At 54.9% G+C, this 24,998-nt stretch carries 22 protein-coding genes; 14 read left to right on the top strand and 8 right to left on the bottom strand.

Annotated features, from left to right (window positions below; translation table 11 throughout):
* Positions 1 to 15: 15 nt before the first annotated feature.
* The 3 genes from fhuC to fhuB are packed head-to-tail and all read left to right on the top strand — an operon-like array spanning position 16 to position 3,682.
* Entirely contained in the window at positions 16 to 813 is a 798-nt protein-coding gene (gene fhuC / locus C2U53_RS04130; RefSeq protein ID WP_044255394.1) for a Fe3+-hydroxamate ABC transporter ATP-binding protein FhuC, read from the top strand.
* A complete protein-coding gene (gene fhuD, locus C2U53_RS04125; RefSeq protein ID WP_042997881.1) occupies positions 813 to 1,703 on the top strand; it encodes a Fe(3+)-hydroxamate ABC transporter substrate-binding protein FhuD in 891 nt (296 codons plus the stop codon). Before fhuC ends, fhuD begins: the two co-directional genes overlap by 1 nt.
* A complete protein-coding gene (fhuB, locus tag C2U53_RS04120) occupies positions 1,700 to 3,682 on the top strand; it encodes a Fe(3+)-hydroxamate ABC transporter permease FhuB (protein WP_104445654.1) in 1,983 nt (660 codons plus the stop codon). The genes fhuD and fhuB overlap by 4 nt, the downstream gene beginning before the upstream one ends.
* A gap of 88 nt (positions 3,683 to 3,770) precedes the next feature.
* Here the strand turns inward: fhuB and hemL are convergent, their stop codons facing one another.
* Positions 3,771 to 5,051, bottom strand: a complete 1,281-nt coding sequence (gene hemL / locus C2U53_RS04115) for a glutamate-1-semialdehyde 2,1-aminomutase (protein WP_104445653.1) — start codon at positions 5,049 to 5,051, stop codon at positions 3,771 to 3,773.
* 168 nt (positions 5,052 to 5,219) lie between these two features.
* On the opposite strand from hemL, the gene clcA reads away from it, so the two are divergent.
* Complete coding sequence (clcA, locus tag C2U53_RS04110; RefSeq protein ID WP_054177178.1) at positions 5,220 to 6,641, top strand: H(+)/Cl(-) exchange transporter ClcA; 1,422 nt, start codon at positions 5,220 to 5,222, stop codon at positions 6,639 to 6,641.
* 81 nt (positions 6,642 to 6,722) lie between these two features.
* Entirely contained in the window at positions 6,723 to 7,067 is a 345-nt protein-coding gene (gene erpA, locus C2U53_RS04105) for an iron-sulfur cluster insertion protein ErpA (protein WP_042997877.1), read from the top strand.
* Between the two features lie 66 nt (positions 7,068 to 7,133).
* Here the strand turns inward: erpA and C2U53_RS04100 are convergent, their stop codons facing one another.
* Genes C2U53_RS04100 through mtnN form a run of 3 tightly spaced genes read right to left on the bottom strand, consistent with a single transcriptional unit; the run spans position 7,134 to position 9,285 of the window.
* Positions 7,134 to 7,757 (bottom strand): TRIC cation channel family protein, encoded by a 624-nt coding sequence (locus C2U53_RS04100; RefSeq protein ID WP_042997876.1) that lies wholly within the window; start codon positions 7,755 to 7,757, stop codon positions 7,134 to 7,136.
* A gap of 36 nt (positions 7,758 to 7,793) precedes the next feature.
* Entirely contained in the window at positions 7,794 to 8,594 is an 801-nt protein-coding gene (gene btuF / locus C2U53_RS04095; protein WP_104445652.1) for a vitamin B12 ABC transporter substrate-binding protein BtuF, read from the bottom strand.
* Positions 8,587 to 9,285 (bottom strand): 5'-methylthioadenosine/S-adenosylhomocysteine nucleosidase, encoded by a 699-nt coding sequence (gene mtnN / locus C2U53_RS04090; RefSeq protein WP_044255386.1) that lies wholly within the window; start codon positions 9,283 to 9,285, stop codon positions 8,587 to 8,589. Before mtnN ends, btuF begins: the two co-directional genes overlap by 8 nt.
* A gap of 82 nt (positions 9,286 to 9,367) precedes the next feature.
* Between mtnN and dgt the strand changes: the two genes are divergently transcribed.
* The 3 genes from dgt to cdaR all read left to right on the top strand — a co-directional run bounded on the left by dgt (position 9,368) and on the right by cdaR (position 13,750).
* Complete coding sequence (dgt, locus tag C2U53_RS04085; protein ID WP_042997873.1) at positions 9,368 to 10,885, top strand: dGTPase; 1,518 nt, start codon at positions 9,368 to 9,370, stop codon at positions 10,883 to 10,885.
* Positions 10,886 to 11,014: 129 nt separating this feature from the next.
* The gene (gene degP / locus C2U53_RS04080) at positions 11,015 to 12,442 is read left to right on the top strand and encodes a serine endoprotease DegP (RefSeq protein WP_044255385.1); all 1,428 of its coding nucleotides are present in this window, start codon (positions 11,015 to 11,017) and stop codon (positions 12,440 to 12,442) included.
* Positions 12,443 to 12,592: 150 nt separating this feature from the next.
* On the top strand, positions 12,593 to 13,750 hold the full coding sequence (gene cdaR, locus C2U53_RS04075; protein ID WP_044255383.1) for a DNA-binding transcriptional regulator CdaR: 1,158 nt from the start codon (positions 12,593 to 12,595) through the stop codon (positions 13,748 to 13,750).
* Positions 13,751 to 13,844: 94 nt separating this feature from the next.
* On the opposite strand, the gene C2U53_RS04070 is transcribed toward cdaR, so the two are convergent.
* The 4 genes from C2U53_RS04070 to map all read right to left on the bottom strand — a co-directional run bounded on the left by C2U53_RS04070 (position 13,845) and on the right by map (position 18,771).
* Positions 13,845 to 14,231, bottom strand: a complete 387-nt coding sequence (locus C2U53_RS04070) for a DUF3461 family protein (RefSeq protein WP_042997870.1) — start codon at positions 14,229 to 14,231, stop codon at positions 13,845 to 13,847.
* 109 nt (positions 14,232 to 14,340) lie between these two features.
* Positions 14,341 to 15,165, bottom strand: a complete 825-nt coding sequence (gene dapD, locus C2U53_RS04065) for a 2,3,4,5-tetrahydropyridine-2,6-dicarboxylate N-succinyltransferase (RefSeq protein ID WP_042997869.1) — start codon at positions 15,163 to 15,165, stop codon at positions 14,341 to 14,343.
* A gap of 30 nt (positions 15,166 to 15,195) precedes the next feature.
* Positions 15,196 to 17,868 carry a bifunctional uridylyltransferase/uridylyl-removing protein GlnD gene (gene glnD / locus C2U53_RS04060; protein ID WP_042997868.1) on the bottom strand — a complete coding sequence of 891 codons (2,673 nt, stop codon included), beginning with the start codon at positions 17,866 to 17,868 and terminating at the stop codon, positions 15,196 to 15,198.
* Positions 17,869 to 17,976: 108 nt separating this feature from the next.
* Positions 17,977 to 18,771: a type I methionyl aminopeptidase gene (map, locus tag C2U53_RS04055; RefSeq protein WP_042997867.1), complete on the bottom strand. Its 795-nt coding sequence runs from the start codon at positions 18,769 to 18,771 to the stop codon at positions 17,977 to 17,979.
* Between the two features lie 322 nt (positions 18,772 to 19,093).
* On the opposite strand from map, the gene rpsB reads away from it, so the two are divergent.
* The 6 genes from rpsB to ispU all read left to right on the top strand — a co-directional run bounded on the left by rpsB (position 19,094) and on the right by ispU (position 24,998).
* On the top strand, positions 19,094 to 19,819 hold the full coding sequence (gene rpsB / locus C2U53_RS04050; RefSeq protein WP_012133990.1) for a 30S ribosomal protein S2: 726 nt from the start codon (positions 19,094 to 19,096) through the stop codon (positions 19,817 to 19,819).
* Positions 19,820 to 20,078: 259 nt separating this feature from the next.
* Positions 20,079 to 20,930, top strand: coding sequence for a translation elongation factor Ts (gene tsf / locus C2U53_RS04040; protein ID WP_042323696.1), 852 nt, complete (start codon positions 20,079 to 20,081; stop codon positions 20,928 to 20,930).
* Between the two features lie 152 nt (positions 20,931 to 21,082).
* Positions 21,083 to 21,808, top strand: coding sequence for a UMP kinase (gene pyrH, locus C2U53_RS04035; RefSeq protein WP_042323694.1), 726 nt, complete (start codon positions 21,083 to 21,085; stop codon positions 21,806 to 21,808).
* A 272-nt stretch (positions 21,809 to 22,080) separates the two neighbouring features.
* Positions 22,081 to 22,638: a ribosome recycling factor gene (frr, locus tag C2U53_RS04030; protein WP_042323692.1), complete on the top strand. Its 558-nt coding sequence runs from the start codon at positions 22,081 to 22,083 to the stop codon at positions 22,636 to 22,638.
* Positions 22,639 to 22,729: 91 nt separating this feature from the next.
* Positions 22,730 to 23,926, top strand: coding sequence for a 1-deoxy-D-xylulose-5-phosphate reductoisomerase (gene ispC, locus C2U53_RS04025; RefSeq protein ID WP_044255378.1), 1,197 nt, complete (start codon positions 22,730 to 22,732; stop codon positions 23,924 to 23,926).
* Positions 23,927 to 24,239: 313 nt separating this feature from the next.
* Entirely contained in the window at positions 24,240 to 24,998 is a 759-nt protein-coding gene (ispU, locus tag C2U53_RS04020; RefSeq protein WP_042997864.1) for a (2E,6E)-farnesyl-diphosphate-specific ditrans,polycis-undecaprenyl-diphosphate synthase, read from the top strand.

Genomic DNA, 24,998 nt, shown 5'->3' with positions numbered 1-24,998 from the left:
TACAAGTTGGCCGCTATGCAGGAACAGACTCATCATCCCGATACCACGTTTGCACTGCGTGATGTCTCCTTTCGCGTGCCAGGTCGCACGCTTCTGCACCCTCTGTCGTTAACTTTTCCCGTCGGTAAAGTGACTGGCCTGATTGGTCACAATGGTTCAGGTAAATCCACGTTGTTAAAAATGTTGGGTCGCCATCAGCCGCCGTCAGAAGGGGATATCCTGCTCGATGCGCAACCGCTGAACAGTTGGAACAGCAAAGCGTTTGCCCGTAAGGTGGCGTATTTACCGCAGCAGTTGCCGCAGGCGGAAGGGATGACCGTACGTGAACTGGTGGCGATTGGTCGCTATCCGTGGCACGGGGCGCTGGGCCGTTTTGGCGTCGCGGACAGAGAAAAAGTGGAAGAGGCGATCGCGCTGGTAGGGTTAAAACCCCTGGCGCATCGTCTGGTCGACAGTCTTTCCGGCGGTGAACGTCAGCGCGCGTGGATTGCGATGCTGGTGGCGCAGGACAGTCGCTGTCTGCTGCTCGATGAACCCACCTCGGCGCTGGATATTGCCCACCAGGTGGATGTGCTGGCGCTGGTTCATCGACTCAGCCAGGAGCGTGGCCTGACGGTGATCGCTGTGCTGCATGATATCAACATGGCTGCCCGCTACTGTGACTACTTAGTCGCCTTGCGCGGGGGCGAAATGATTGCCCAGGGAACGCCCGCCGACCTAATGCGTAGCGAAACCCTGGAACGTATTTATGGCATCCCGATGGGGATCCTGCCGCATCCGGCAGGCGCTGCACCTGTGAGTTTTGTGTATTGATGAGCGGCTTACACCACATAACACGTCGTCGTTTATTAACGGCGATGGCACTTTCCCCGCTGCTCTGGCAGATGAAACCGGCGCGCGCGGCCGCTGTCGATCCACATCGTATCGTGGCGCTGGAGTGGCTGCCGGTCGAGCTGTTGCTGGCGCTTGGCGTGACGCCCTATGGCGTGGCAGACATTCCTAACTACCGCCTGTGGGTGAATGAACCGCCGCTGCCTGCGTCGGTGATTGATGTCGGATTACGCACTGAGCCGAACCTTGAGCTGCTGACCGAAATGAAACCCTCCTATATGTTCTGGTCGACAGGGTACGGCCCTTCTCCCGAAACGCTGGCGCGAATTGCGCCCGGACGTGGCTTCAACTTCAGCGATGGCAAACAGCCCTTAGCCGTGGCGCGTCGATCTCTGATCGATATGGCGCAGATGCTGAATCTGGAATCTGCGGCTGAGCGACATCTGGCGGAATACGACCAGTTTATTGCCAGCCGGAAATCGCGCTTTGTGCAGCGCGGAGAGCGCCCGCTGCTGTTGATCACTCTCCTCGATCCTCGCCATATGCTGGTTTTCGGCCCGAACTGCCTGTTCCAGGACGTGCTGGATGAATACGGGATTCGCAACGCCTGGCAGGGAGAAACCAATTTCTGGGGCAGTACGGTGGTCGGGATCGATCGCCTTGCAGCCTACAAAGATGCCGATGTGCTTTGCTTTGATCATGGGAATAACAAAGAAATGGCCACGCTGATGGCAACGCCGCTCTGGCAGGCGATGCCGTTCGTACGTGAAGGGCGTTTCCAGCGCGTACCGCCCGTGTGGTTTTATGGCGCCACACTGTCGACCATGAATTTTGTCCGTATTCTGGATAATGCGCTGGGGGGCAAGGCGTGAGTCAACGTATTGCACGTTTCCCGGCGTTATTGCTGGCGCTGTTGTTTATCGTCGCCGTAGGGTTAACCTGGACGAATTTCACCGTTGCGCTGCCGCGTACCCAGTGGCAGCAGGCGCTGTGGTCACCGGATATCGACGTCATCGAGCAGATGATTTTCCATTACAGCCTTCTTCCTCGTCTGGTGATCTCCCTGCTGGTTGGGGCCGGGCTGGGTCTGGTTGGCGTGCTCTTTCAACAGGTGCTGCGTAACCCGCTGGCCGAACCGACTACGCTGGGCGTGGCGACCGGCGCACAGTTAGGGATGACGGTCACGACATTGTGGGCGATACCGGGCGTGATGGCCGGGCAGTTTGCCGCTCTGGCGGGCGCCTGTATTGTCGGGGCGCTGGTGTTTGGCGTCGCCTGGGGAAAACGACTTTCTCCCGTCACGCTGATCCTCGCCGGTCTGGTGGTCAGTCTGTACTGCGGGGCCATCAACCAACTGTTAGTCATCTTTCACCACGATCAGTTGCAGAGCATGTTCCTGTGGAGTACCGGAACGTTGACGCAAACTGACTGGGGCGGTGTGCAGCATCTGTGGCCGCAACTGCTGGGCGGCGTCATGCTCACTCTGTTGTTGTTGCGCCCGCTAACCCTGATGGGGCTGGATGATGGCGTTGCGCGCAACTTAGGGCTGGCGCTGTCGCTGGCGCGTCTGGCGGCGCTGACGCTGGCGATTGTACTTAGCGCGCTGCTGGTCAATGCGGTAGGGATTATCGGTTTTATCGGTCTGTTTGCGCCGCTGCTGGCGAAAATGCTGGGCGCGCGTCGTCTGCTGGCGCGCCTGATGCTGGCTCCGCTGATTGGGGCGCTGATTCTGTGGCTGTCCGATCAGGTTATTCTCTGGCTGACCCGCGTATGGATGGAAGTGTCCACCGGTTCTGTGACGGCACTGATCGGCGCACCGCTGCTGCTGTGGCTGCTACCGCGCCTGCGTAGTATGAGCGCGCCGGACATGAACGTCAGCGACCGGGTGACGACGGAACGTCAGCATGTGCTGGGTTATGCGCTGATCGGCGGCGTGCTGCTGTTAATCGGGGCATATGTCGCGCTGTCGCTGGGGCGTGGCGCGCAGGGCTGGAGCTGGGCCAGCGGCGTGCAACTGGAAGAACTGATGCCCTGGCGCTGGCCGCGCATTCTGGCGGCGATGATCGCCGGGGTGATGCTGGCGGTGGCGGGGTGTATCATCCAGCGGCTGACCGGGAACCCGATGGCGAGTCCTGAGGTGCTGGGGATCAGCTCCGGCGCGGCGTTCGGCGTTGTGCTGATGCTGTTTCTGGTGCCGGGCGATGCGTTTGGCTGGCTGTTGCCCGCAGGGAGTCTCGGTGCTGCCGCCACGCTGTTGATCATTATGATTGCCGCCGGACGGGGAGGGTTCTCCCCCCACCGTATGCTGCTGGCCGGGATGGCGCTCAGCACGGCCTTCACCATGCTGCTGATGATGCTACAGGCAAGCGGCGATCCGCGCATGGCCGGGGTACTGACCTGGATCTCCGGTTCGACCTATAATGCGACGGGTCAGCAGGTGCTGCATACCGGGGTGGTGATGGCGATCCTGCTGGCGATCACGCCACTGTGCCGTCGCTGGTTGACGATTTTGCCGCTGGGCGGTGATACCGCCCGTGCAGTCGGTATCGCGCTGACACCGTCGCGGGTTGGCCTGCTGCTGCTGGCAGCCAGTCTGACGGCTGCCGCCACAATGACAATCGGCCCACTGAGTTTTGTCGGGCTGATGGCGCCGCATATCGCGCGGATGTTAGGTTTTCGTCGAACGATGCCGCATATTGTGATGTCGGCGCTGGCGGGAGGATTATTGCTCATCTTTGCCGACTGGTGCGGGCGGATGGTGCTGTTTCCGTATCAGATCCCGGCGGGGATACTCTCGACGTTTATCGGTGCGCCGTACTTTATTTATCTGTTACGTAAGCAGAGTCGTTGATTCGGATGTTTTTCGCGTCGCCATCCGGCAATAAAAAAGCCGGGTGGCGGCTTCGCCTTACCCGACCTACGGTTTAAAACGTACTCTGTTACAGCTTTGCAAACACCCGACGCGCGGCGTCGATAGTGTTGTTGATGTCTTCCATGCTATGCGCCACGGACATAAAGCCCGCTTCAAATGCGGATGGCGCAAGGTAAATCCCCTCGTCCAGCATCATGTGGAAGAAGCGCTTGAAGCGTTCCACATCACAGGCCATCACGTCCTGATAGCAGGTGACAGTTTCCGCGTCGGTGAAGAAAATCCCGAACATGCCGCCAACGTGGTTAACGACCAGCGGGATCGCGGTTTCCTCTGCCGCTTCCAGCAGACCTTCCGCCAGGCGCGTCGTGAGTTCATCCAGCGTTTCGTGAATGCCCGGCTGCGCCACTTCGGTCAGACAGGCAAAACCGGCCGCCATGGCAATGGGATTGCCGGAGAGGGTGCCAGCCTGATAAACCGGGCCGGTCGGGGCCAGCGCGTCCATCACGTCGCGACGACCGCCGAACGCTCCTACAGGCATACCGCCGCCAATGATTTTGCCCAGACAGGTCAGATCCGGCACCACGCTGTAGTAATCCTGTGCGCCAGCCAGCGCCACGCGGAAGCCGGTCATCACTTCGTCGATAATCAGCAGCGCGCCGAACTCATCGCACAGTGTGCGCAGACCCGGCAGGAATTCCGGCAGCGGCGGGATGCAGTTCATATTGCCTGCCACTGGCTCAACGATGATACAGGCGATCTCCTGCGGGAACTGCTCGAACGCGGCACGCACGGAATTGAGATCGTTATAAGTACAGGTCAGGGTATGCTTTGCGAAATCTGCCGGCACGCCGGGAGAGTTCGGCTGGCCCAGCGTCAGTGCGCCAGAGCCTGCTTTTACCAGCAGACAGTCCGCGTGGCCGTGGTAGCAGCCTTCAAATTTGATGATCTTATCGCGGCCAGTGAAACCACGCGCCAGACGAATGGCGCTCATGGTCGCTTCGGTACCGGAGTTGACCATTCGTACCATGTCCATCGTCGGTACCAGTTCGGTCACAAGCTCCGCCATTTTGACTTCCATCTCGGTCGGCGCGCCAAAGCTCAGGCCGCGCTCAGCCGCTTCGATCAGCGCGTTGCGGATCGCCGGATGGTTGTGTCCCAGCACCATCGGTCCCCAGGAGCCGACGTAATCGATATAGGCTTTGCCATCGACATCGTACAGATACGCGCCGTCCGCTTTTTCGATAAACAGCGGAGTACCACCCACGCCAGTAAAGGCGCGAACAGGGGAGTTAACGCCGCCGGGGATTAGCTCGCGTGCTGCGCTGTAGAGGTTTTCAGACTTACTCATGGATGGGTTCCTGGTTCGTAGAAAAAGTGAATGCCCGCTATTCTAGTTATTCAGAGAAGGTTATGAAAGTTTTGCGCATTTGAAACATTACGATTTGCAGGGGATTTTCGGGTAAGAGGCGAGTACAATGCCGCCTCTGCATTTGTATTACCAATTAATGATCATCTGATGAAGACAGAAACTCCCTCTTTTGAAGCACAGCAAATTGTGCGCTTACGGCGCAGGGACCAAATCCGTCGACTGCTGGAACGAGATAAAACGCCGCTGGCGATCTTAATGATGGCGGCAGTGGTGGGGACGCTTACCGGTCTGGCAGGCGTGGCGTTCGAAAAAGCGGTGAGCTGGGTGCAAAACCTGCGTATCGGTGCGCTAGTGAATGTGGCTGACCATCCGATGCTGCTCTGGCCGTTGGCGTTTATTCTCTCTGCATTACTGGCGATGGTCGGCTATTTTCTGGTGCGTAAATTTGCGCCGGAAGCTGGCGGGTCGGGGATCCCGGAGATCGAAGGGGCGCTGGAAGAGCTTCGCCCCGTCCGTTGGTGGCGTGTGTTGCCGGTGAAGTTTATCGGTGGGATGGGCACGCTGGGTGCAGGGATGGTGCTGGGACGCGAAGGGCCGACGGTACAAATCGGCGGAAATATTGGCCGCATGGTGCTGGATATCTTCCGCATGCGTAGCGCCGAGGCGCGCCACACGCTGTTGGCAACTGGGGCAGCGGCAGGGCTTTCTGCCGCCTTCAACGCACCGTTGGCGGGCATTCTGTTTATCATTGAGGAGATGCGCCCGCAGTTTCGCTATAACCTTATCTCGATCAAAGCCGTCTTTACCGGCGTGATCATGTCGAGCATTGTTTTCCGCATTTTCAACGGTGAATCGCCGATTATCGAAGTGGGGAAACTGTCCAACTCACCGGTCAATACGCTGTGGCTGTATCTGATCCTCGGGATGATTTTTGGCTGTGTAGGACCGGTTTTCAATAAGCTGGTGCTGCGTACTCAGGATATGTTCCAGCGCTTTCACCATGGAAACACCACTAAATGGGTGCTGATGGGCGGGGCGATTGGCGGTCTGTGTGGCATTTTGGGGCTGATTGAACCCGCGGCGGCTGGCGGCGGTTTTAACCTTATCCCTATTGCGGCGGCGGGCAATTTTAGCGTCGGACTGTTGCTGTTTATCTTTATCGCGCGAGTGATCACCACGTTGCTCTGTTTTTCTTCCGGTGCGCCCGGCGGGATCTTTGCGCCGATGCTGGCGCTGGGTACGTTGTTGGGCACCGCATTTGGTATGGCAGCAGCGGCAGGCTTTCCGCATTATCAGCTTGAGGCCGGAACGTTCGCCATTGCCGGAATGGGCGCGTTGCTGGCGGCATCGGTGCGCGCGCCGTTGACCGGGATTGTGCTGGTGCTGGAGATGACCGATAACTATCAGCTCATTTTGCCAATGATTATTACCTGTCTTGGCGCAACACTATTAGCACAATTCCTGGGCGGAAAACCGCTATACTCCACTATCCTTGCCCGCACGCTGGCGAAGCAGGAAGCGGAGCAGGCGGCAAAAAGTCAGACGACCACCGCTGGCGAGAATACTTGAATGAAATACCAGGGTATTAGATAATGGCGTTAATATTGGGTCAGAATTTGCCCAATTGCTGATGTCGTTTGGAGCAAAAATATGAGTGATGACGTAGCGCTGCCACTGCAATTTACTGAAGCAGCAGCCAATAAAGTAAAAAGCCTGATCGCGGACGAAGAAAACCCGAACCTGAAACTGCGTGTCTATATCACCGGTGGCGGTTGCAGCGGTTTCCAGTATGGTTTTACCTTTGATGACCAGGTCAACGAAGGCGATATGACCATCGAGAAACAGGGCGTTGGCCTGGTGGTTGACCCTATGAGCCTGCAGTATCTGGTCGGCGGTTCCGTTGACTACACCGAAGGTCTGGAAGGTTCTCGTTTTGTAGTTACCAACCCGAATGCGAAAAGCACCTGCGGGTGTGGCTCTTCCTTCAGCATCTGAGTGCTGTCTGTAATGTGCCCGGTAAGCGCAGGCGCTACCGGGCAAAGCGTCTAATCCGGCCTGGATTTAACGGCTATTCTCATCTAACGCAAATGTTGGTAGCTTCAGATGCCAGCGGATCGCCGCGAGGCGAATGACCAGCGTCACAACCATCCCCATCATACTGGCGGCTTCCAGCGGCATCGCGAAGGTGTAATACGCGGTTGCGTGGACAATTCCGCCGATAATACAGGCCGTTGCATAGATTTCCGTACGCAGGATCATCGGGATTTCTCGTGCCAGCACATCGCGAATAATACCGCCGCCCACGCCGGTGATGACACCCATACAGATAGCCACCAGCGGCCCCGTCCCTGCTATAAATGCTTTGTTGACGCCGATCCCGACAAACACCGCCAGGCCGACGGCGTCCAGCACCGGCAGCATCCATTTAGGCAAGCGTCTGGGCTGACGCACCAGCAGGATCGTCAACATGCTGGTGACCATCGCCACCACCAGATCGGTTGGGTCTTTAACCCAGAAAACGGGACCGTTATCTAATGCCATATCACGGATCGTCCCGCCGCCCACGGCGGTAACGACGCCCAATACCAGCACGCCAAACGGGTCCATACGCAGTTTCCCGGCCAGTAACACGCCAGAGATAGCAAATACTGCTGTGCCTACAATATCCAGCCAATAGACGAGCATGATCAAATCCTCACAACACACCTGTTGGGGCAGGCGCTAATTCACCAGGGAAAGCGCATTACAGAGTTGTTTTGCGGCGAGGATAATACGCGGGCTTGCGCGTTCAAACCAGTCACTGTTGAGAGGAATTACCGGAATTTGTAGTTGATCACCCCAGTATTGCTTAATTTTGAGAATTTCACCTGCATCGCCGGCGACAACGATCGCTTGCGGCGCGCGCGCCAGCACCTGTTCACGACTGACCTGCGGCCAGGGAACCCGACTGCCGGCAAAGATGTTTTCTCCCCCGCAGAGCTCAATAACCTCGTTTTGAATCGATCCTTTTCCGCTGGTAAAGGGCGGATTGATACCAAACTGCAAAAACACGCGTTTTTTCGCTTTGCCTGCATACTGAGATTTTAGCTGCGAATAGTCGTCCAGCAAGGTTTGCGCGGCGTGCTTTGCCATTTCGGGATGCGGGCTAAAGTCGGCCAGCGTCTGCAACGTGTCGGCAATCTGTTCGATGGTGACGGCATCGATCCACATGACCTTGATGCCTAGCGAGGAGAGTTGATTCACCTGCCGTTCGGCATTACCGCCGCGCCAGGCGAGGACCAGATCCGGCTTCAGCGCCACAATCCTTTCCAGATTCATGCCTTGCCAGGTCGAGATCTGCTCGATACGTTGCGCCTGTGGCGGATAGTCTGAATAGCTGCTGACGCCAACGGGGGTGATCCCGGCGGCAAAGGCGAGTTCCGTGTTGGCAGGAGAGAGTGAAATCACGCGCGGTGCGGCATGCAGCCACACCGGGAGGGCTAACAGCAGGGCGACAAGCGCCCTGGAGAAGGATTTAGCCATGCGCCAGTTTCTGTACCAGCGATTCAACCATCAGCGTGGATTGCTTCGCGGCAACGGCCAGGAACTCATCAAAGCTGAGATGGGACTGCTGATCGGCAACGTCCGAGATCGCGCGGACCACCACAAACGGTACCTTGAAGTTATGGCAAACGTGCGCAATCGCGGTGGCTTCCATCTCAACGGCAATGGCCTGCGGGAAGTTGTGACGGATTTTCGCCAGCCCCACGGAGCCGTTAATGAAGGCATCGCCGCTGACAATCAAGCCGCGTACCGCGTTCAGGTTCAGCTCAGCGATGCAGGATTCCGCTGCGGCAATCAGTTTTTCATCGGCTTTAAAACCGGCCGGGCAGCCCGGCAGTTGGCCGAACTCATAACCAAATGCGGTGACGTCAGCGTCGTGATAGCGCGCTTCATCAGAGACCACAATGTCGCCCACTTTCAGGGTTGGAGCGAGGCCGCCTGCGGAACCGGTGTTAATAATGACGTCCGGCTTGCAGCGTTCGAGCAGCAGCGTAGCGCCCAGCGCCGCCGCCACTTTACCAATACCGGATTTCAGCAGCGCAACGTCGATTCCGTTAAGCTGACCGGTGTAAATTTCACAACCGCCCAGGGTGAGAGTTTGACGGTTTTCGATTTTGTCACGCAGCAGCGTAACCTCTTCTTCCATTGCACCAATGATGCCGATTTTCATAGATTTACTCGCGCCAGGTGAGATTTAAAGGCATAGTCTATCATGCGCTTAAGGCGAAGTGCATTCTCACGCGGGAGAGGACATGTCACAGATTGATTTCCGGAAAAAAATAAACTGGCACCGTCGTTTTCGTTCACCGCAAGGGGTCAAAACCGAGCATGAGATCCTGCGCATTTTTGAAAGCGACCGTGGACGCATTATTAACTCTCCGGCGATCCGTCGCCTGCAGCAGAAAACCCAGGTGTTTCCCCTTGAGCGTAATGCCGCCGTGCGTACGCGCCTTACCCATTCGATGGAAGTTCAGCAGGTGGGGCGTTATATTGCCAAAGAGATTTTAAGCCGCCTCAAAGAACAAAAACTGCTGGAACCATACGGCCTGGATGAGTTAACGGGACCGTTTGAGAGCATCGTCGAAATGTCCTGCCTGATGCATGACATTGGCAACCCGCCTTTTGGGCATTTTGGCGAGGCGGCGATCAATGACTGGTTTCGCCAGCGCTTACATCCGGCGGATGCGGAAAGCCAACCCTTAACCGAAGATCGTTGCATTGTGGCGACGTTGCGTCTGCGCGAAGGCGAGGAGTCGTTGAACGATATCCGCCGTAAAGTACGCCAGGACCTGTGTCATTTCGAAGGGAATGCTCAGGGGATTCGGCTGGTACATACCTTGATGCGAATGAACCTGACATGGGCCCAGGTCGGCGGGATCTTAAAATATACCCGTCCGGCATGGTGGCGGGGAGAAACGCCCGCGACGCACAACTATTTAATGAAAAAACCCGGCTATTACCTTTCTGAAGAACCGTATATTGCGAGGTTACGTAAAGAACTCGATCTGGCGGTTTACAGTCGCTTTCCATTAACGTGGATAATGGAAGCCGCCGACGATATCTCTTATTGTGTCGCCGATCTGGAAGATGCGGTAGAGAAAAGAATCTTCAGCGTTGAGCAACTCTATCATCATTTATATGAGGCCTGGGGGGAGCATGAGAAAGGTTCGCTCTTTGCGCAGGTTGTCGAAAATGCCTGGGACAAATCACGGGCGAATTATCTGAGCCGCAGTACTGAAGATCAATTTTTCATGTATTTGCGGGTGAATACACTTAATAAACTGGTGCCCTACGCCGCGCAGCGTTTTATTGATAACCTGGAACAAATCTTTGACGGAAGGTTTAATCAGGCATTGCTGGAAGACGGCAGCAGCTTTAGTCGCCTGCTGAAAATCTATAAAAATGTTGCGATGAAACATGTGTTTAGCCATCCTGATGTGGAGCAACTCGAATTACAGGGCTATCGGGTGATCAGTGGCTTACTCGATATCTACCGTCCTTTATTAAGCCTGCCGCTTGCGGATTTCAGTGAGCTGGTGGAAAAAGAACGCCTGCAGCGCTTTCCTATCGAATCCCGCTTATTTCAGAAATTGTCAACGCGTCACCGACTGGCCTATGTGGAGGCCGTGGGTAAATTAACACCAGATTCGCCTGAGTATCCCGTGCTGGAATATTATTATCGTTGCCGGCTGATCCAGGATTATATCAGCGGCATGACAGACCTCTATGCATGGGATGAATACCGCCGCCTGATGGCGGTCGAACAATAGACTGAGTTTTGTAAAGACGGACAATAAATTTTTACCTTTTCCATAAACTTCTGTCCGGAACTTAGCGCTATAAAATGAATCTGACGTACACAGCAATTTTGCGTTATCTGTTAATTGAGATTGAGACACATGAAAAAAACCACATTAGCAATGAGTGCACTGGCTCTGAGTTTAGGTTTGGCGTTATCCCCGCTTTCTGCAACGGCGGCTGAAACTGCATCAGCGACGACCGCACAGCAGATGCCAAGTCTGGCACCGATGCTCGAAAAAGTGATGCCATCGGTGGTCAGCATTAACGTGGAAGGTAGCACAACCGTCAATACGCCGCGGATGCCGCGTAATTTCCAGCAGTTCTTTGGTGATGATTCCCCGTTCTGCCAGGACGGTTCCCCGTTCCAGAGTTCGCCTTTCTGCCAGGGCGGCCCGCAGGGCGGTAATGGCGGCGGCCAGCAGCAGAAGTTTATGGCACTGGGTTCCGGTGTCATCATTGATGCCGCGAAAGGCTATGTCGTCACCAACAACCACGTGGTGGATAACGCCACGGTGATTAAGGTTCAACTGAGCGATGGCCGTAAATTCGACGCTAAGATCGTCGGCAAAGACCCGCGCTCTGATATTGCGCTGATCCAGATTCAGGATCCGAAAAACCTGACGGCGATTAAGCTGGCTGACTCCGACACCCTGCGAGTGGGGGATTACACTGTCGCCATCGGTAACCCGTTTGGTCTCGGCGAGACGGTCACTTCCGGTATCGTCTCTGCGCTGGGCCGTAGCGGCCTGAATGCGCAGAACTATGAAAACTTCATTCAGACCGATGCGGCGATCAACCGCGGTAACTCCGGCGGCGCGTTGGTTAACCTGAACGGCGAGTTGATCGGTATTAACACGGCGATCCTCGCGCCGGACGGCGGCAACATCGGTATCGGATTTGCGATCCCGAGCAATATGGTGAAAAACCTGACCTCTCAGATGGTGGAATTCGGCCAGGTGAAACGCGGCGAACTGGGTATCATGGGTACCGAACTGAGCTCCGAACTGGCGAAAGCGATGAAAGTCGATGCACAGCGCGGTGCCTTTGTCAGCCAGGTCATGCCGAACTCGTCCGCTTCGAAGGCCGGTATTAAAGCCGGTGATGTGATCACCTCCCTGAACGGTAAGCCGATCAGCAGCTTTGCCGCACTGCGTGCGCAGGTTGGCACCATGCCGGTGGGCAGCAAAATTACCCTCGGCCTGCTGCGCGACGGTAAGCCGGTTACCGTGAATCTGGAACTGCAGCAGAGCAGCCAGACTCAGGTTGATTCCAGCTCCATCTTCAGCGGTATTGAAGGGGCTGAAATGAGTAATAAAGGTCAGGATAAAGGCGTCGTGGTGAACAACGTGAAAGCGAACACCCCGGCGGCGCAAATTGGCCTGAAGAAAGGGGATGTGATTGTCGGCGCTAACCAGCAGCCGGTGAAAAACATCGCCGAACTGCGTAAAATCCTCGACAGCAAACCGTCTGTCCTGGCGTTGAACATTCAGCGTGGCGACAGCAATATCTACCTGTTGATGCAGTAATCTCCCCAAAACCCCTTCCTGTCACAGGAAGGGGTTTCTTTTTGTGATATTTCCCACAACTCCATACTTCTTCCCTTTGCTTTGTGCATCTGCACAATGTCAGCGTTTGTTATCTTCTTTATGCTGGAGCTCTGCTCACAGGAGGGCTTTATGGCTGGCTGGCATCTTGATACCAAAATGGCGCAGGATATCGTGGCACGCACGATGCGCATTATTGATACCAATATCAACGTGATGGATGCCCGTGGACGGATCATCGGTAGCGGCGATCGCGAGCGAATTGGGGAATTGCACGAAGGCGCGCTGTTAGTCCTCTCTCAGGGCCGCGTGGTGGATATCGATGATGCCGTTGCGCGTCATCTGCATGGCGTTCGTCAGGGGATTAACCTGCCGCTGCGCCTGGAAGGCGAAATTGTGGGCGTGATTGGCCTGACCGGCGAACCGGAACATCTGCGCAAATATGGCGAACTGGTGTGCATGACGGCGGAGATGATGCTGGAGCAGTCGCGCCTGATGCATCTGCTGGCCCAGGACAGTCGCCTGCGTGAAGAGCTGGTGATGAACCTGATTCAGGCGGAAGAGAACACGCCAGCGTTGACCGAGTGGGCGCAACGTTTAGGTATCGACCTCAACCAGCCGCGCGTGGTGGCGGTGGTGGAAGTGGACAGCGGACAACTCGGCGTGGACAGCGCTATGGCGGAATTGCAGCAATTACAGAATGCACTGACCACCCCGGAGCGTAATAACCTGATTGCGATCGTTTCGCTGACCGAGATGGTGGTGTTAAAACCGGCGTTGAATTCGTTTGGCCGTTGGGATGCCGAAGATCACCGCAAGCGCGTTGAGCAGCTGATTGCGCGCATGAAAGAGAACGGACAGTTGCGCTTTCGCGTTTCGCTGGGCAACTATTTTACCGGGCCTGGCAGTATCGCGCGTTCGTACCGTACTGCGCGCACGACGATGATGGTCGGCAAACAACGAATGCCGGAAAGCCGCAGCTACTTTTATCAGGATTTGATGCTGCCGGTACTGCTCGACAGTCTGCGCGGCGGCTGGCAGGCCAATGAGCTGGCGCGTCCGTTGGTACGGCTGAAGGCGATGGACAATAACGGCCTGTTGCGCCGCACTCTGGCGGCGTGGTTTCGCCACAACGTGCAGCCGCTGGCGACCTCTAAGGCGCTGTTTATTCACCGGAATACGCTGGAATATCGACTGAATCGCATCTCGGAATTGACCGGGCTGGATTTGGGGAATTTCGACGATCGGCTGCTGCTGTATGTGGCGTTACAGCTGGATGAGCAGCATTGATTCATTGCCTGATGGGGCTACGCTTATCAGGCCTACGCGGATGTGCCTGTAGGCCTGATAAGGCGTATGACGCCGCCATCCGGCAACAAACTGCTTATTTTCGCGTCAGTTTTTCCAGATCGGCTTCGATTTCGGTGATCTTATTCGCCACCACGCTTTCCAGATGGCGTAAATCATCAAGGATCTTACGTTTCAGATCCACTTCCGTGCGATCGCGCTGGCAGATCTGATCGAGTTCGTCGATCACATAGCGCAGGTTGGGACTGATCTCCTGTACCTCTTTGTATCCCTGACCCACTCCATCGGCAACCACGGTTTTGCGCTGGCGGGGGTATTTAAACTTCACGCTTTTGGCAAAGAACTCACCTTTATCCTTCTGGAAATAGATTTTCAGGATATCGTTATTGGCTTCTTGCCGCAGGCTGTAACGATCGATTTCTTCAGGATTAGTAATGCCCAGACTTTTCAGATTGTCATACATAGCGGTACCCTTAAGCTCACTATAACTATTGAATAATTAACGAAAAGCCCTGTTTCTGCCACTCGCAGATGTAAAAAAAGCGGGCTAAGCCCGCTTTTTCAAATCGCCGTTAGTCGATGGTACGCAATAACTCGTTGATGCCGACCTTGCCACGGGTTTTGGCGTCGACTTTTTTCACTATTACCGCACAGTACAGGCTGTACTTGCCATCTTTCGACGGCAGGTTGCCGGAAACGACAACGGAGCCTGCCGGAACGCGACCATAATGGACTTCACCGGTTTCACGGTCGTAAATGCGGGTGCTCTGACCAATATAAACGCCCATCGAAATCACCGAGCCTTCTTCGACAATCACGCCTTCTACGACTTCAGAACGCGCGCCGATAAAGCAGTTATCTTCGATGATGGTCGGGTTCGCCTGCAGCGGCTCCAGTACGCCACCGATGCCGACACCGCCGGACAGGTGAACGTTCTTACCGATCTGCGCGCAGGAACCGACGGTTGCCCAGGTATCGACCATCGTGCCTTCATCAACGTAAGCGCCGATGTTGACATAGGACGGCATCAGCACGGTGTTACGGGCGATAAACGCACCCTGACGAACTGCCGCAGGCGGAACCACACGGAAGCCTTCTTTCTGAAAGCGTGCTTCGTCGTAGTCGGCGAATTTCATCGGCACTTTATCGAAGTAGCGGCTTTCCGCGCCATCGATCACCTGGTTATCGTTGATACGGAAAGAGAGCAGCACCGCTTTCTTCAACCACTGGTGAGTCACCCACTGACCGTCTACCTTTTCTGCCACGCGCAGCGCGCCGGAGTCCAGCAGGGAAATCACCTGATTCACCGCTTCACGGGTCACGGTATCCACATTGGCCGGAGTAATGTCGGCACGGCGCTCAAAAGCGGTCTCAATAACGTTCTGTAACTGCTGCATTGTTAAACTCTTTCCCTATAAATAAACACACTACCCTTTATCGTTTGGATTGAGGGCCTCTGTCAACCGTTGATGCACTTCCTGCTGCAGCGCATTATTAAGTGCACGCCGGTCTGCTGTAGCGATTATGAATAAATCTTCTACTCGCTCACCAATGGTTGTAATTCGGGCGCCATGAAGCGAAATTCCCAGATCGGCAAAAATTTGCCCGACCCGCGCCAGCAGCCCTGGCTGATCGAGCGCGATAAGCTCGAGGAACGATTTGCGGTCGGTGTGCGTGGGCAGGAATGTGACCTCGGTATCGACGGTAAAGTGGCGTAATTTTGCCGGCTGTCGGCGCGGCTGCGGCGGCTGCCAGCTGCGCTGGGTGATTGCCTGTTCCAGCCCAAAGCGGATGGCTTCATGCCTGTCTGACGACAGCGGGCTACCGTCCGGTTCCAGTACGATAAAGGTATCCATCGCCATGCCATCGCGGGTGGTGAAAATCTGCGCATCGTGGACGCTGAGGTTACGCCGGTCCAGCTCGGCGCAGACGGCGGCAAACAGATACGGGCGATCCGGACTCCAGATGAAGATTTCCGTCCCGCCGCGCGTTGCCTGCGGGCTGAGCAGAATTAGCGGCTCGCTGAGATCGTGCTGCAACAGATGACGCGCATGCCAGGCCAGTTGGTTCGGGCTGTGGCGCACGAAGTAGTTGGCGCGACAGCGCGACCAGATATGGTGCAATGCTTCTTCATCAATGTTATCCATCCGCAGCAGCGCCAGCGCCTGCAACTGGTGATGGCGCACGCGTTCACGCATATCCGGCGTGTTTTGCATTCCCCGACGCAGCTGTTTTTCCGTGGCGAAGTACAGCTCGCGCAGCAAACTTTGCTTCCAGCTGTTCCATAGCGTTTCGTTAGTGGCGCATATATCCGCCACCGTCAGGCAAACCAGGAAGCGCAGGCGATGTTCCGTCTGTACCTCTTCGGCGAACTGCTTAATCACTTCGGGATCCTGAATATCCCGGCGCTGAGCGGTCACCGACATCAGCAGGTGCTGGCGAACCAGCCAGGCAATCAGCTGCGTTTCGCGCGAGTTCAGGCCGTGCAGTTCCGCAAACTTGAGCACGTCCTGTGCGCCCAGCACCGAGTGGTCGCCGCCGCGTCCTTTGGCAATATCATGGAACAGCGCGGCGATAAAAATGAGCTCAGGCTGGCGCAGACGCGGCCAGAGATCCACGCACAATGGGTGGCGCTGACGGGTCTCTTCTTTGGCAAAACTTTCCAGCTTCAGCATCACGCGAATCGTGTGTTCGTCCACCGTGTAAGCATGGAACAGGTCAAACTGCATCTGCCCGACAATACGTGACCACTGCGGCATGTAGGCCCACAGCACGCTATGGCGGTGCATCGGCAGCAGACCGCGGCTGACCGCACCAGGGTGACGCAGCATACTGAGAAACAGCGATCGCGCCTCCGGGATGTAGCACAGTGGCTGATTCAGGTGGCGGCGCGCATGGCGCAGATGGCGCAGGGTGGTGGAGTAGATCCCGGTGATCGCACTGTTGCGTACCATGGTATAGAACATCCGTAGGATCGCTTCCGGTTCGCGGATGAACAGATCGTCCTGACGCAGATCGATCAGCGTACCGCGCAGTTGAAAATCGTCATCAATAGGACGCGGCTTTTCGTCGGCGGACAGCGCGAGGATCGCTTCGTCAAACAGCTGCAGCAGCATCTGGTTGAGTTCCGTGACGCGGCGGGTGACGCGGAAATAATCCTTCATCATCTGCTCCACCGGCTCGTTGCCTTCGCCGCTGTAATTCAGGCGCTGAGCGACGCTCAACTGGCGATCGAACAGCAGGCGGTTATCGTAACGACTGACCACTAAATGCAGGGCAAAACGAATGCGCCACAGAATGTGCAGGCACTCGTTGAGCTCAGCGCGCTCTGCCTGAGTCAAAAAGCCGAAGCCGACCATTTCGTCGAGCGAGGTAGCGCCGAAATGGCGACGGGCGACCCACTGCAGCGTGTGGATATCGCGCAGACCGCCGGGGCTACTTTTGATATCCGGCTCGAGGTTATAGCTGGTGCCGTGATAGCGCTGGTGGCGCTGATGCTGCTCTTCCACTTTGGCGGCGTAGAACTTGTCGGAGGGCCAGAAACCTTCGCTGAAGATATGTTTTTGCAGCGCCAGAAAAAGGGCCACGTCACCAATCAACAGACGGGTCTCAATCAGGTTGGTGGCGACGGTCAGGTCCGACAACCCTTCCAGCAGGCATTCTTCCAGCGTACGTACGCTGTGCCCGACCTCCAGTTTGACGTCCCACAGCAATGTCAGCAGCTCGCCGACCTTTTGCGCCTGATCGTCCGGTAATTTTTTACGACTCAGGATGAGCAGGTCGATATCGGAAAGCGGGTGCAGCTCACCGCGTCCGTAGCCACCGACGGCGACCAGCGCCAGATCGGCAATCTGTCCAAAACCGGCGTCGATCCACAGACGTTGCAGCAACTGGTCGATAAACTCGGTCCGGGCTTCAATCAGCTGTTCGGCGGAAATCCCGCTGTCGAAGGCATCGCCCAGCCATTGCTGGAACGCGTCGATATGCGTTTTGATTCCGGCGACGGTGAGTTCGTCGCGAGACCAGGTCCCCGGGTTCTGCGGCTGACCGGGGAGGGTGGGGAGTGCGGTATTCGCGTGTTGTTCAGGAAGTGTATTCATTATGCGCCACCCATTAAAAAAGCCGGATATGGCGAAAGTGCCTTATCCGGCCTACGGAATAGTGCCATTTGTAGGCCTGATAAGCGAGAGCGCCATCAGGCAAAAAAGTTATGCGTCGTGCGTAATGACCGCCGGGATGGTGTCATCCTTACGTAACGTCAGAATTTCACAGCCGTTATCGGTCACCACAATAGTATGCTCGTATTGTGCAGACAAGCTCCGGTCTTTGGTTTTGACCGTCCAGCCGTCTTTCATTGTGCGGATACGGTAATCACCGGCGTTGAGCATCGGTTCGATGGTAAAGGTCATGCCCGGTTTCAGCACCACGCCGCCGTCATCCGCATCATAGTGCAGCACCTGCGGCTCTTCGTGGAAGCCACGACCAATGCCGTGTCCGCAGTATTCACGCACCACGGAGAAACCTTCTCCTTCCGCATATTTCTGGATCGCCGCACCGAGCGTACGCAGACGGATACCTGGTTTCACCATTCGCAGCGCCAGATACAGGCTTTCCTGGGTGACGCGGCACAGACGCTCGCCCAGTATGGTCGGTTTGCCAACGATAAACATTTTGGAGGTATCGCCGTGGTAATCGTCTTTAATGACGGTCACGTCGATGTTGACGATATCGCCATCTTTTAGATGTTTGGCATCATCCGGAATCCCGTGACATACCACTTCATTAATAGAGATGCAGACGGATTTCGGATAACCGTGATAGCCGAGACAGGCCGAGATCGCATGCTGCTCGTTAACGATGTAGTCGTTACAGATACGATCCAGTTCACCCGTGCTAACACCCGGTTTGATATACGGTTCGATCATCTCCAGCACTTCCGCGGCCAGACGGCCCGCGACGCGCATTTTTTCGATTTCTTCAGGGGTCTTGATTGAGATAGCCATGAATTCTGTCCATCAGTGTCGATTATTTCGACAATAATTGTGTAAGTGCTGTCAATGGTATCAGTCCAGCATACATGCTGCCAAATTGAGAATCATTAACAGCACAGCAAGCCAACAATTATTGGTGTCCACGGCGTATTTGTGGTATAAAGCGCGCCGGACTTCCGATCTCATTTCGTATACACAGAATGGACGGAAGCGACAAATCTCACTTTGTGTAACAACACACACGTATCGGCACATATTCCGGGGTGCCCTTTGGGGTCGGTAATATGGGATACGTGGAGGCATAACCCCAACTTTATCTATAGAGGTTTTAATCATGGCAACTGTTTCCATGCGCGACATGCTCAAGGCTGGTGTTCACTTCGGTCACCAGACCCGTTACTGGAACCCGAAAATGAAGCCGTTCATCTTCGGTGCGCGTAACAAAGTTCACATCATCAACCTTGAGAAAACTGTACCGATGTTCAACGAAGCGCTGGCTGAACTGAACAAGATTGCTTCTCGTAAAGGTAAAATCCTTTTCGTTGGTACTAAACGCGCTGCAAGCGAAGCGGTGAAAGACGCTGCTAACAGCTGCGACCAGTTCTTCGTGAACCATCGCTGGCTGGGCGGTATGCTGACTAACTGGAAAACCGTTCGTCAGTCCATCAAACGTCTGAAAGACCTGGAAACTCAGTCTCAGGACGGTACTTTCGAAAAGCTGACCAAGAAAGAAGCGCTGATGCGCACTCGTGAGCTTGAGAAACTGGAAAACAGCCTGGGCGGTATCAAAGACATGGGCGGTCTGCCGGACGCTCTGTTCGTCATCGATGCTGACCACGAGCACATTGCTATCAAAGAAGCAAACAACCTGGGTATTCCGGTATTTGCTATCGTTGATACCAACTCTGATCCGGATGGTGTTGACTTCGTTATCCCGGGTAACGACGACGCAATCCGTGCTGTTAGCCTGTACCTGGGCGCTGTTGCTGCAACCGTTCGTGAAGGCCGTTCTCAGGATCTGGCTTCCCAGGCGGAAGAAAGCTTCGTAGAAGCTGAATAATAAGGCTTGATAACTTCCCTGAAATAGTGCGAGTTGCAGGAAGGCGGCAAGCTCGAGAATTCCCGGGAGCTTACATCAGTAAGTGACTGGGATGAGCGAGCGAAGAAAACGCTCCTGCGGTTCGGAATATGAAGGGGAAGAGCCCTTATAAACCAGGTAGTATCATGTTTGGTTAGGGGGCCTGTATATGGCCCCCTTTTTCACTTTTAAATCTGTGCGGTTTGACGCCGGGCAGATCAAATCTTCCGAGGATTTTAGAATGGCTGAAATTACCGCATCCCTGGTAAAAGAGCTGCGTGAGCGTACTGGCGCAGGCATGATGGATTGCAAAAAAGCACTGACTGAAGCTAATGGCGACATCGAGCTGGCAATCGAAAACATGCGTAAGTCCGGCGCTATCAAAGCGGCGAAAAAAGCAGGCAACGTTGCTGCTGACGGCGTGATCAAAACCAAAATCGACGGCAACATCGCTTTCATTCTGGAAGTTAACTGCCAGACTGACTTCGTTGCTAAAGATGGTGGTTTCCAGGCATTTGCTGACAAAGTGCTGGATGCCGCTGTTGCTGGCAAAATCACTGACGTTGAAGTGCTGAAAGCGCAGTTCGAAGAAGAGCGCGTTGCGCTGGTAGCGAAAATCGGTGAGAACATCAACATCCGCCGTATCGCTTCCCTGGAAGGTGACGTTCTGGGTAGCTACCAGCACGGTGCGCGCATCGGTGTTCTGGTTGCCGCTAAAGGCGCAGACGAAGAGCTGGTTAAGCAGCTGGCAATGCACGTTGCTGCAAGCAAGCCTGAATTTGTTAAGCCGGAAGACGTGTCTGCTGAAGTGGTAGAAAAAGAATACCAGGTTCAGCTGGACATCGCGATGCAGTCTGGTAAGCCGAAAGAAATCGCAGAGAAAATGGTTGAAGGCCGCATGAAGAAATTCACCGGCGAAGTTTCTCTGACGGGTCAGCCTTTCGTTATGGAGCCAAGCAAGTCTGTTGGTCAGCTGCTGAAAGAGCACAACGCTGACGTAACTGGCTTCATCCGCTTCGAAGTGGGCGAAGGCATCGAGAAAGTTGAGACTGACTTTGCAGCAGAAGTTGCTGCGATGTCCAAGCAGTCTTAATTGTCGAAAAGGAGCCGCCTGAGGGCGGCTTCTTTTTGTCACCCGTCTCGCAAAATCAGTATGGCTCTTATTTCGTTGTACTGAGTAGCGACATATCATTGTCGCCAGAATTTACCCCCATTTTTAATCGTTGACAGTCTCAGGAAAGAAACATGGCTACCAATGCAAAACCCGTCTATAAACGCATTCTGCTTAAGTTAAGTGGCGAAGCTCTGCAGGGTTCGGAAGGCTTCGGTATTGACGCAAGCATACTGGATCGTATGGCTCAGGAAATCAAAGAACTGGTTGAACTGGGTATTCAGGTTGGTGTGGTGATTGGTGGCGGTAACTTGTTCCGTGGTGCTGGTCTGGCGAAAGCGGGTATGAACCGCGTTGTGGGCGACCACATGGGCATGCTGGCCACCGTGATGAACGGCCTGGCAATGCGCGATGCGCTTCACCGCGCCTATGTGAACGCCCGCCTGATGTCCGCTATCCCACTGAATGGCGTATGCGACAACTACAGCTGGGCAGAGGCTATCAGCCTGCTGCGTAATAACCGCGTGGTTATCCTCTCTGCGGGTACCGGTAATCCTTTCTTCACCACTGACTCTGCGGCGTGCCTGCGTGGCATTGAAATCGAAGCCGACGTGGTGCTGAAAGCAACGAAAGTCGATGGCGTCTTTACTGCCGATCCGGCGAAAGATCCTTCGGCCACCATGTATGAGCAGTTGACCTACAACGAAGTGCTGGATAAAGAACTGAAAGTGATGGATCTGGCGGCGTTTACGCTGGCGCGTGACCATAAGTTGCCGATTCGTGTCTTCAACATGAACAAGCCAGGCGCACTGCGTCGCGTGGTCATGGGTGAAAAAGAAGGCACGTTAATTACGGAATAATTCCCGTATTGGCCAATTCCGGGTAAGATTTGCCTTTACCCGGCGGGACTTTTATATCCTGTGTCATAAATTAAACGAGACTATACTGAGCACATTCTGAATACACAAAGTCATTCATGCTGCGTCAAGGCGACAAGAGCGTGAATCTCCAGGAGCGTACCTGAGTACGTGACTGGAGTGAACGCTTGCAGTCAACGCAGAGGCAGCTTGAAGGATGAAGTGTATTGTGTGCTGTCTGGTCTGACTGAGACTAGTATCCAAGGATTCGTAACGTGATTAGCGATATCAGAAAAGATGCTGAAGTACGCATGGAAAAATGCGTAGAAGCGTTCAAAAACCAAATCAGCAAAATACGCACGGGTCGTGCTTCTCCCAGCCTGCTGGATGGCATTGTCGTGGAATATTACGGCACGCCAACGCCGCTGCGTCAGCTGGCAAGCGTAACGGTAGAAGATTCCCGTACCCTGAAAATCAACGTGTTTGATCGCTCCATGAGCCCGGCCGTTGAGAAAGCGATTATGGCTTCTGACCTCGGTCTGAACCCGAGCTCCGCAGGCAGCGATATTCGCGTTCCGCTGCCTCCGCTGACGGAAGAGCGTCGTAAAGATCTGACGAAAATCGTTCGTGGTGAAGCTGAACAGGCGCGTGTTGCCGTACGTAACGTCCGCCGTGACGCGAACGACAAAGTGAAAGCACTGCTGAAAGACAAAGAGATCAGCGAAGATGACGATCGCCGTTCTCAGGACGACGTACAGAAAATGACGGATGCCGCCATCAAGAAAGTGGATGCGGCGCTGGCAGATAAAGAAGCAGAACTGATGCAGTTCTGATTCCACTGTACGCTCAAAACGCCGCTCAGAAGATCATACGATCGGCTGGCGGCGTTTTGCTTTTTATCCTGTCTCTTTTTTCGGATGTTTGATGAAGCAATTAACCATTCTGGGTTCGACCGGCTCTATCGGTTGCAGCACGCTGGACGTGGTGCGTCAAAACCCTGAGCACTTCCGCGTTATCGCGCTGGTGGCAGGTAAAAATGTCAGCCGTATGGTGGAGCAGTGCCTGGAATTCTCCCCGCGTTATGCCGTGATGGACGATGACGCCAGCGCGCGCCTTCTCAATGACGCGCTAAAGCAGCATGGTAGCCATACGGACGTTCTCAGCGGGCAACAGGCGGCTTGTGATATGGCGGCGCTTGATGAGGTCGATCAGGTCATGGCAGCCATCGTTGGCGCGGCGGGCCTGCTGCCAACGCTTGCCGCCATTCGCGCGGGAAAAACCATTCTGCTGGCAAACAAAGAATCTTTGGTGACCTGTGGACGCCTGTTCATGGACGCCGTGAAGCACAGTAAAGCCCGACTTTTACCGGTAGACAGCGAACATAACGCTATTTTTCAGAGTATGCCCCAACCCATTCAACACAATCTGGGATACGCTGACCTGGAGCAGAATGGCGTGATGTCCGTTTTGCTTACCGGGTCTGGTGGCCCGTTCCGGGAAACGCCGCTGCATGAACTGGTGTCGATGACGCCCGATCAGGCATGCCGTCATCCGAACTGGTCGATGGGACGTAAGATCTCCGTCGACTCAGCCACTATGATGAATAAAGGTCTGGAATACATTGAAGCGCGTTGGTTGTTTAACGCCAGTGCCCGTCAGATGGAAGTGCTGATTCACCCGCAGTCGGTGATTCACTCGATGGTGCGTTATCAGGACGGCAGCGTTCTGGCGCAACTGGGTGAGCCAGACATGCGCACGCCTATCGCACATACGATGGCCTGGCCGAATCGCGTAACCTCTGGCGTTGCACCGCTCGATTTCTGCAAACTCAGTGCGTTGACGTTTAGCGCGCCGGATTACCAACGTTATCCGTGCCTGAAACTGGCGATGGAGGCGTTTGAGCAGGGGCAGGCCGCCACAACCGCGCTGAATGCAGCCAATGAAATTGTCGTGGCTGCATTTCTTGCTGAAGAAATACGCTTTACCGATATCGCCGATCTCAATTTAGCCGTGCTGGAGCAGATGGATCTACAGGAACCACAGAGCGTCGATGACGTACTTAAGGTCGATGCGATTGCGCGAGAAGTCGCCAGAAAACAAGTGATGCGACTTGCAAGCTGAGGATTATCCTCCCGGAGGAGATCGTGCTATTTGTTAGCGTTGTGCTTCAGTGATATAGTCTGCGCCACCTGATCGCAGGTATTTGGCTTTTTTCGGTCAGGTAAGCCGTGGTTTGACACGGCTTTTTTGTGGATGCACAAAATCATTCAGGTTGCATCAAGGTGGCAAGTGAATGAGTTTCCAGGCGCATACAAAGAGTATGTGACTGAGGCGAATGATCACAGCCAACGAAGAGGCAGCCTGAAGGATGAAGAGCAAAAGGCTTCAGTATTCCTGAGTACCGCTAAATCCTTTCAGGGACTATAAACGCGTTATGTTGTCTGCAACTCAACCAGTAAGCGAAAATTTGCCTGCACATGGCTGTCGCCATGTCGCGATCATTATGGATGGCAATGGTCGCTGGGCGAAAAAGCAAGGGAAGATTCGCGCATTTGGGCATAAGGCCGGAGCGAAATCCGTCCGCCGTGCCGTCTCTTTTGCTGCCAACAATGGTATTGATGCGTTAACGCTGTATGCCTTTAGTAGTGAAAACTGGAACCGACCGGCGCAGGAAGTGAGTGCGTTAATGGAGCTATTTGTGTGGGCGCTTGATAGTGAAGTGAAAAGCCTGCATCGCCATAACGTCCGCCTGCGCATTATTGGCGACACCAGTCGATTTAACTCGCGTTTGCAAGAACGTATTCGTAAGTCCGAAGCGCTTACCGCCCAGAATACCGGGCTGACGCTGAATATTGCGGCGAATTACGGCGGACGTTGGGACATTGTCCAGGGAGTCAGACAACTGGCAGAACAGGTGCAGGAAGGTTTACTGCGTCCTGATCAGATTGATGAAGACATGCTCAACCAACAAATCTGTATGCATGAACTGGCTCCGGTGGATTTAGTAATTAGGACTGGGGGAGAGCATCGAATAAGTAACTTTTTGCTTTGGCAAATTGCCTATGCCGAACTTTACTTTACAGATGTTCTTTGGCCCGATTTCGATGAACAAGACTTTGAAGGTGCACTGCATGCCTTTGCTAATCGAGAGCGTCGTTTCGGCGGCACCGAGCCCGGTGATGACAAAGCCTGA

It is taken from the genome of Citrobacter sp. CFNIH10 (assembly GCF_002934585.1).
Taxonomy (GTDB): Bacteria; Pseudomonadota; Gammaproteobacteria; order Enterobacterales; family Enterobacteriaceae; genus Citrobacter_A; species Citrobacter_A amalonaticus.
Note: the sequence above shows the minus strand (reverse complement) of the source record. Positions and strands in the feature narration are given on the sequence as shown.

Bases quoted from the DNA above. Each gene is read 5' to 3' on its own strand.
- dapD (WP_042997869.1), bottom strand. From the start codon at position 15,165: ATGCAGCAGTTACAGAACGTTATTGAGACCGCTTTTGAGCGCCGTGCC.
- erpA (WP_042997877.1), top strand. From the start codon at position 6,723: ATGAGTGATGACGTAGCGCTGCCACTGCAATTTACTGAAGCAGCAGCC.
- ispC (WP_044255378.1), top strand. From the start codon at position 22,730: ATGAAGCAATTAACCATTCTGGGTTCGACCGGCTCTATCGGTTGCAGC.
- clcA (WP_054177178.1), top strand. From the start codon at position 5,220: ATGAAGACAGAAACTCCCTCTTTTGAAGCACAGCAAATTGTGCGCTTA.
- map (WP_042997867.1), bottom strand. From the start codon at position 18,771: ATGGCTATCTCAATCAAGACCCCTGAAGAAATCGAAAAAATGCGCGTC.
- C2U53_RS04070 (WP_042997870.1), bottom strand. From the start codon at position 14,231: ATGTATGACAATCTGAAAAGTCTGGGCATTACTAATCCTGAAGAAATC.
- tsf (WP_042323696.1), top strand. From the start codon at position 20,079: ATGGCTGAAATTACCGCATCCCTGGTAAAAGAGCTGCGTGAGCGTACT.
- dgt (WP_042997873.1), top strand. From the start codon at position 9,368: ATGTCACAGATTGATTTCCGGAAAAAAATAAACTGGCACCGTCGTTTT.
- btuF (WP_104445652.1), bottom strand. From the start codon at position 8,594: ATGGCTAAATCCTTCTCCAGGGCGCTTGTCGCCCTGCTGTTAGCCCTC.
- ispU (WP_042997864.1), top strand. From the start codon at position 24,240: ATGTTGTCTGCAACTCAACCAGTAAGCGAAAATTTGCCTGCACATGGC.
- fhuC (WP_044255394.1), top strand. From the start codon at position 16: ATGCAGGAACAGACTCATCATCCCGATACCACGTTTGCACTGCGTGAT.
- cdaR (WP_044255383.1), top strand. From the start codon at position 12,593: ATGGCTGGCTGGCATCTTGATACCAAAATGGCGCAGGATATCGTGGCA.
- hemL (WP_104445653.1), bottom strand. From the start codon at position 5,051: ATGAGTAAGTCTGAAAACCTCTACAGCGCAGCACGCGAGCTAATCCCC.
- pyrH (WP_042323694.1), top strand. From the start codon at position 21,083: ATGGCTACCAATGCAAAACCCGTCTATAAACGCATTCTGCTTAAGTTA.
- rpsB (WP_012133990.1), top strand. From the start codon at position 19,094: ATGGCAACTGTTTCCATGCGCGACATGCTCAAGGCTGGTGTTCACTTC.
- mtnN (WP_044255386.1), bottom strand. From the start codon at position 9,285: ATGAAAATCGGCATCATTGGTGCAATGGAAGAAGAGGTTACGCTGCTG.
- fhuD (WP_042997881.1), top strand. From the start codon at position 813: ATGAGCGGCTTACACCACATAACACGTCGTCGTTTATTAACGGCGATG.
- C2U53_RS04100 (WP_042997876.1), bottom strand. From the start codon at position 7,757: ATGCTCGTCTATTGGCTGGATATTGTAGGCACAGCAGTATTTGCTATC.
- glnD (WP_042997868.1), bottom strand. From the start codon at position 17,868: ATGAATACACTTCCTGAACAACACGCGAATACCGCACTCCCCACCCTC.
- degP (WP_044255385.1), top strand. From the start codon at position 11,015: ATGAAAAAAACCACATTAGCAATGAGTGCACTGGCTCTGAGTTTAGGT.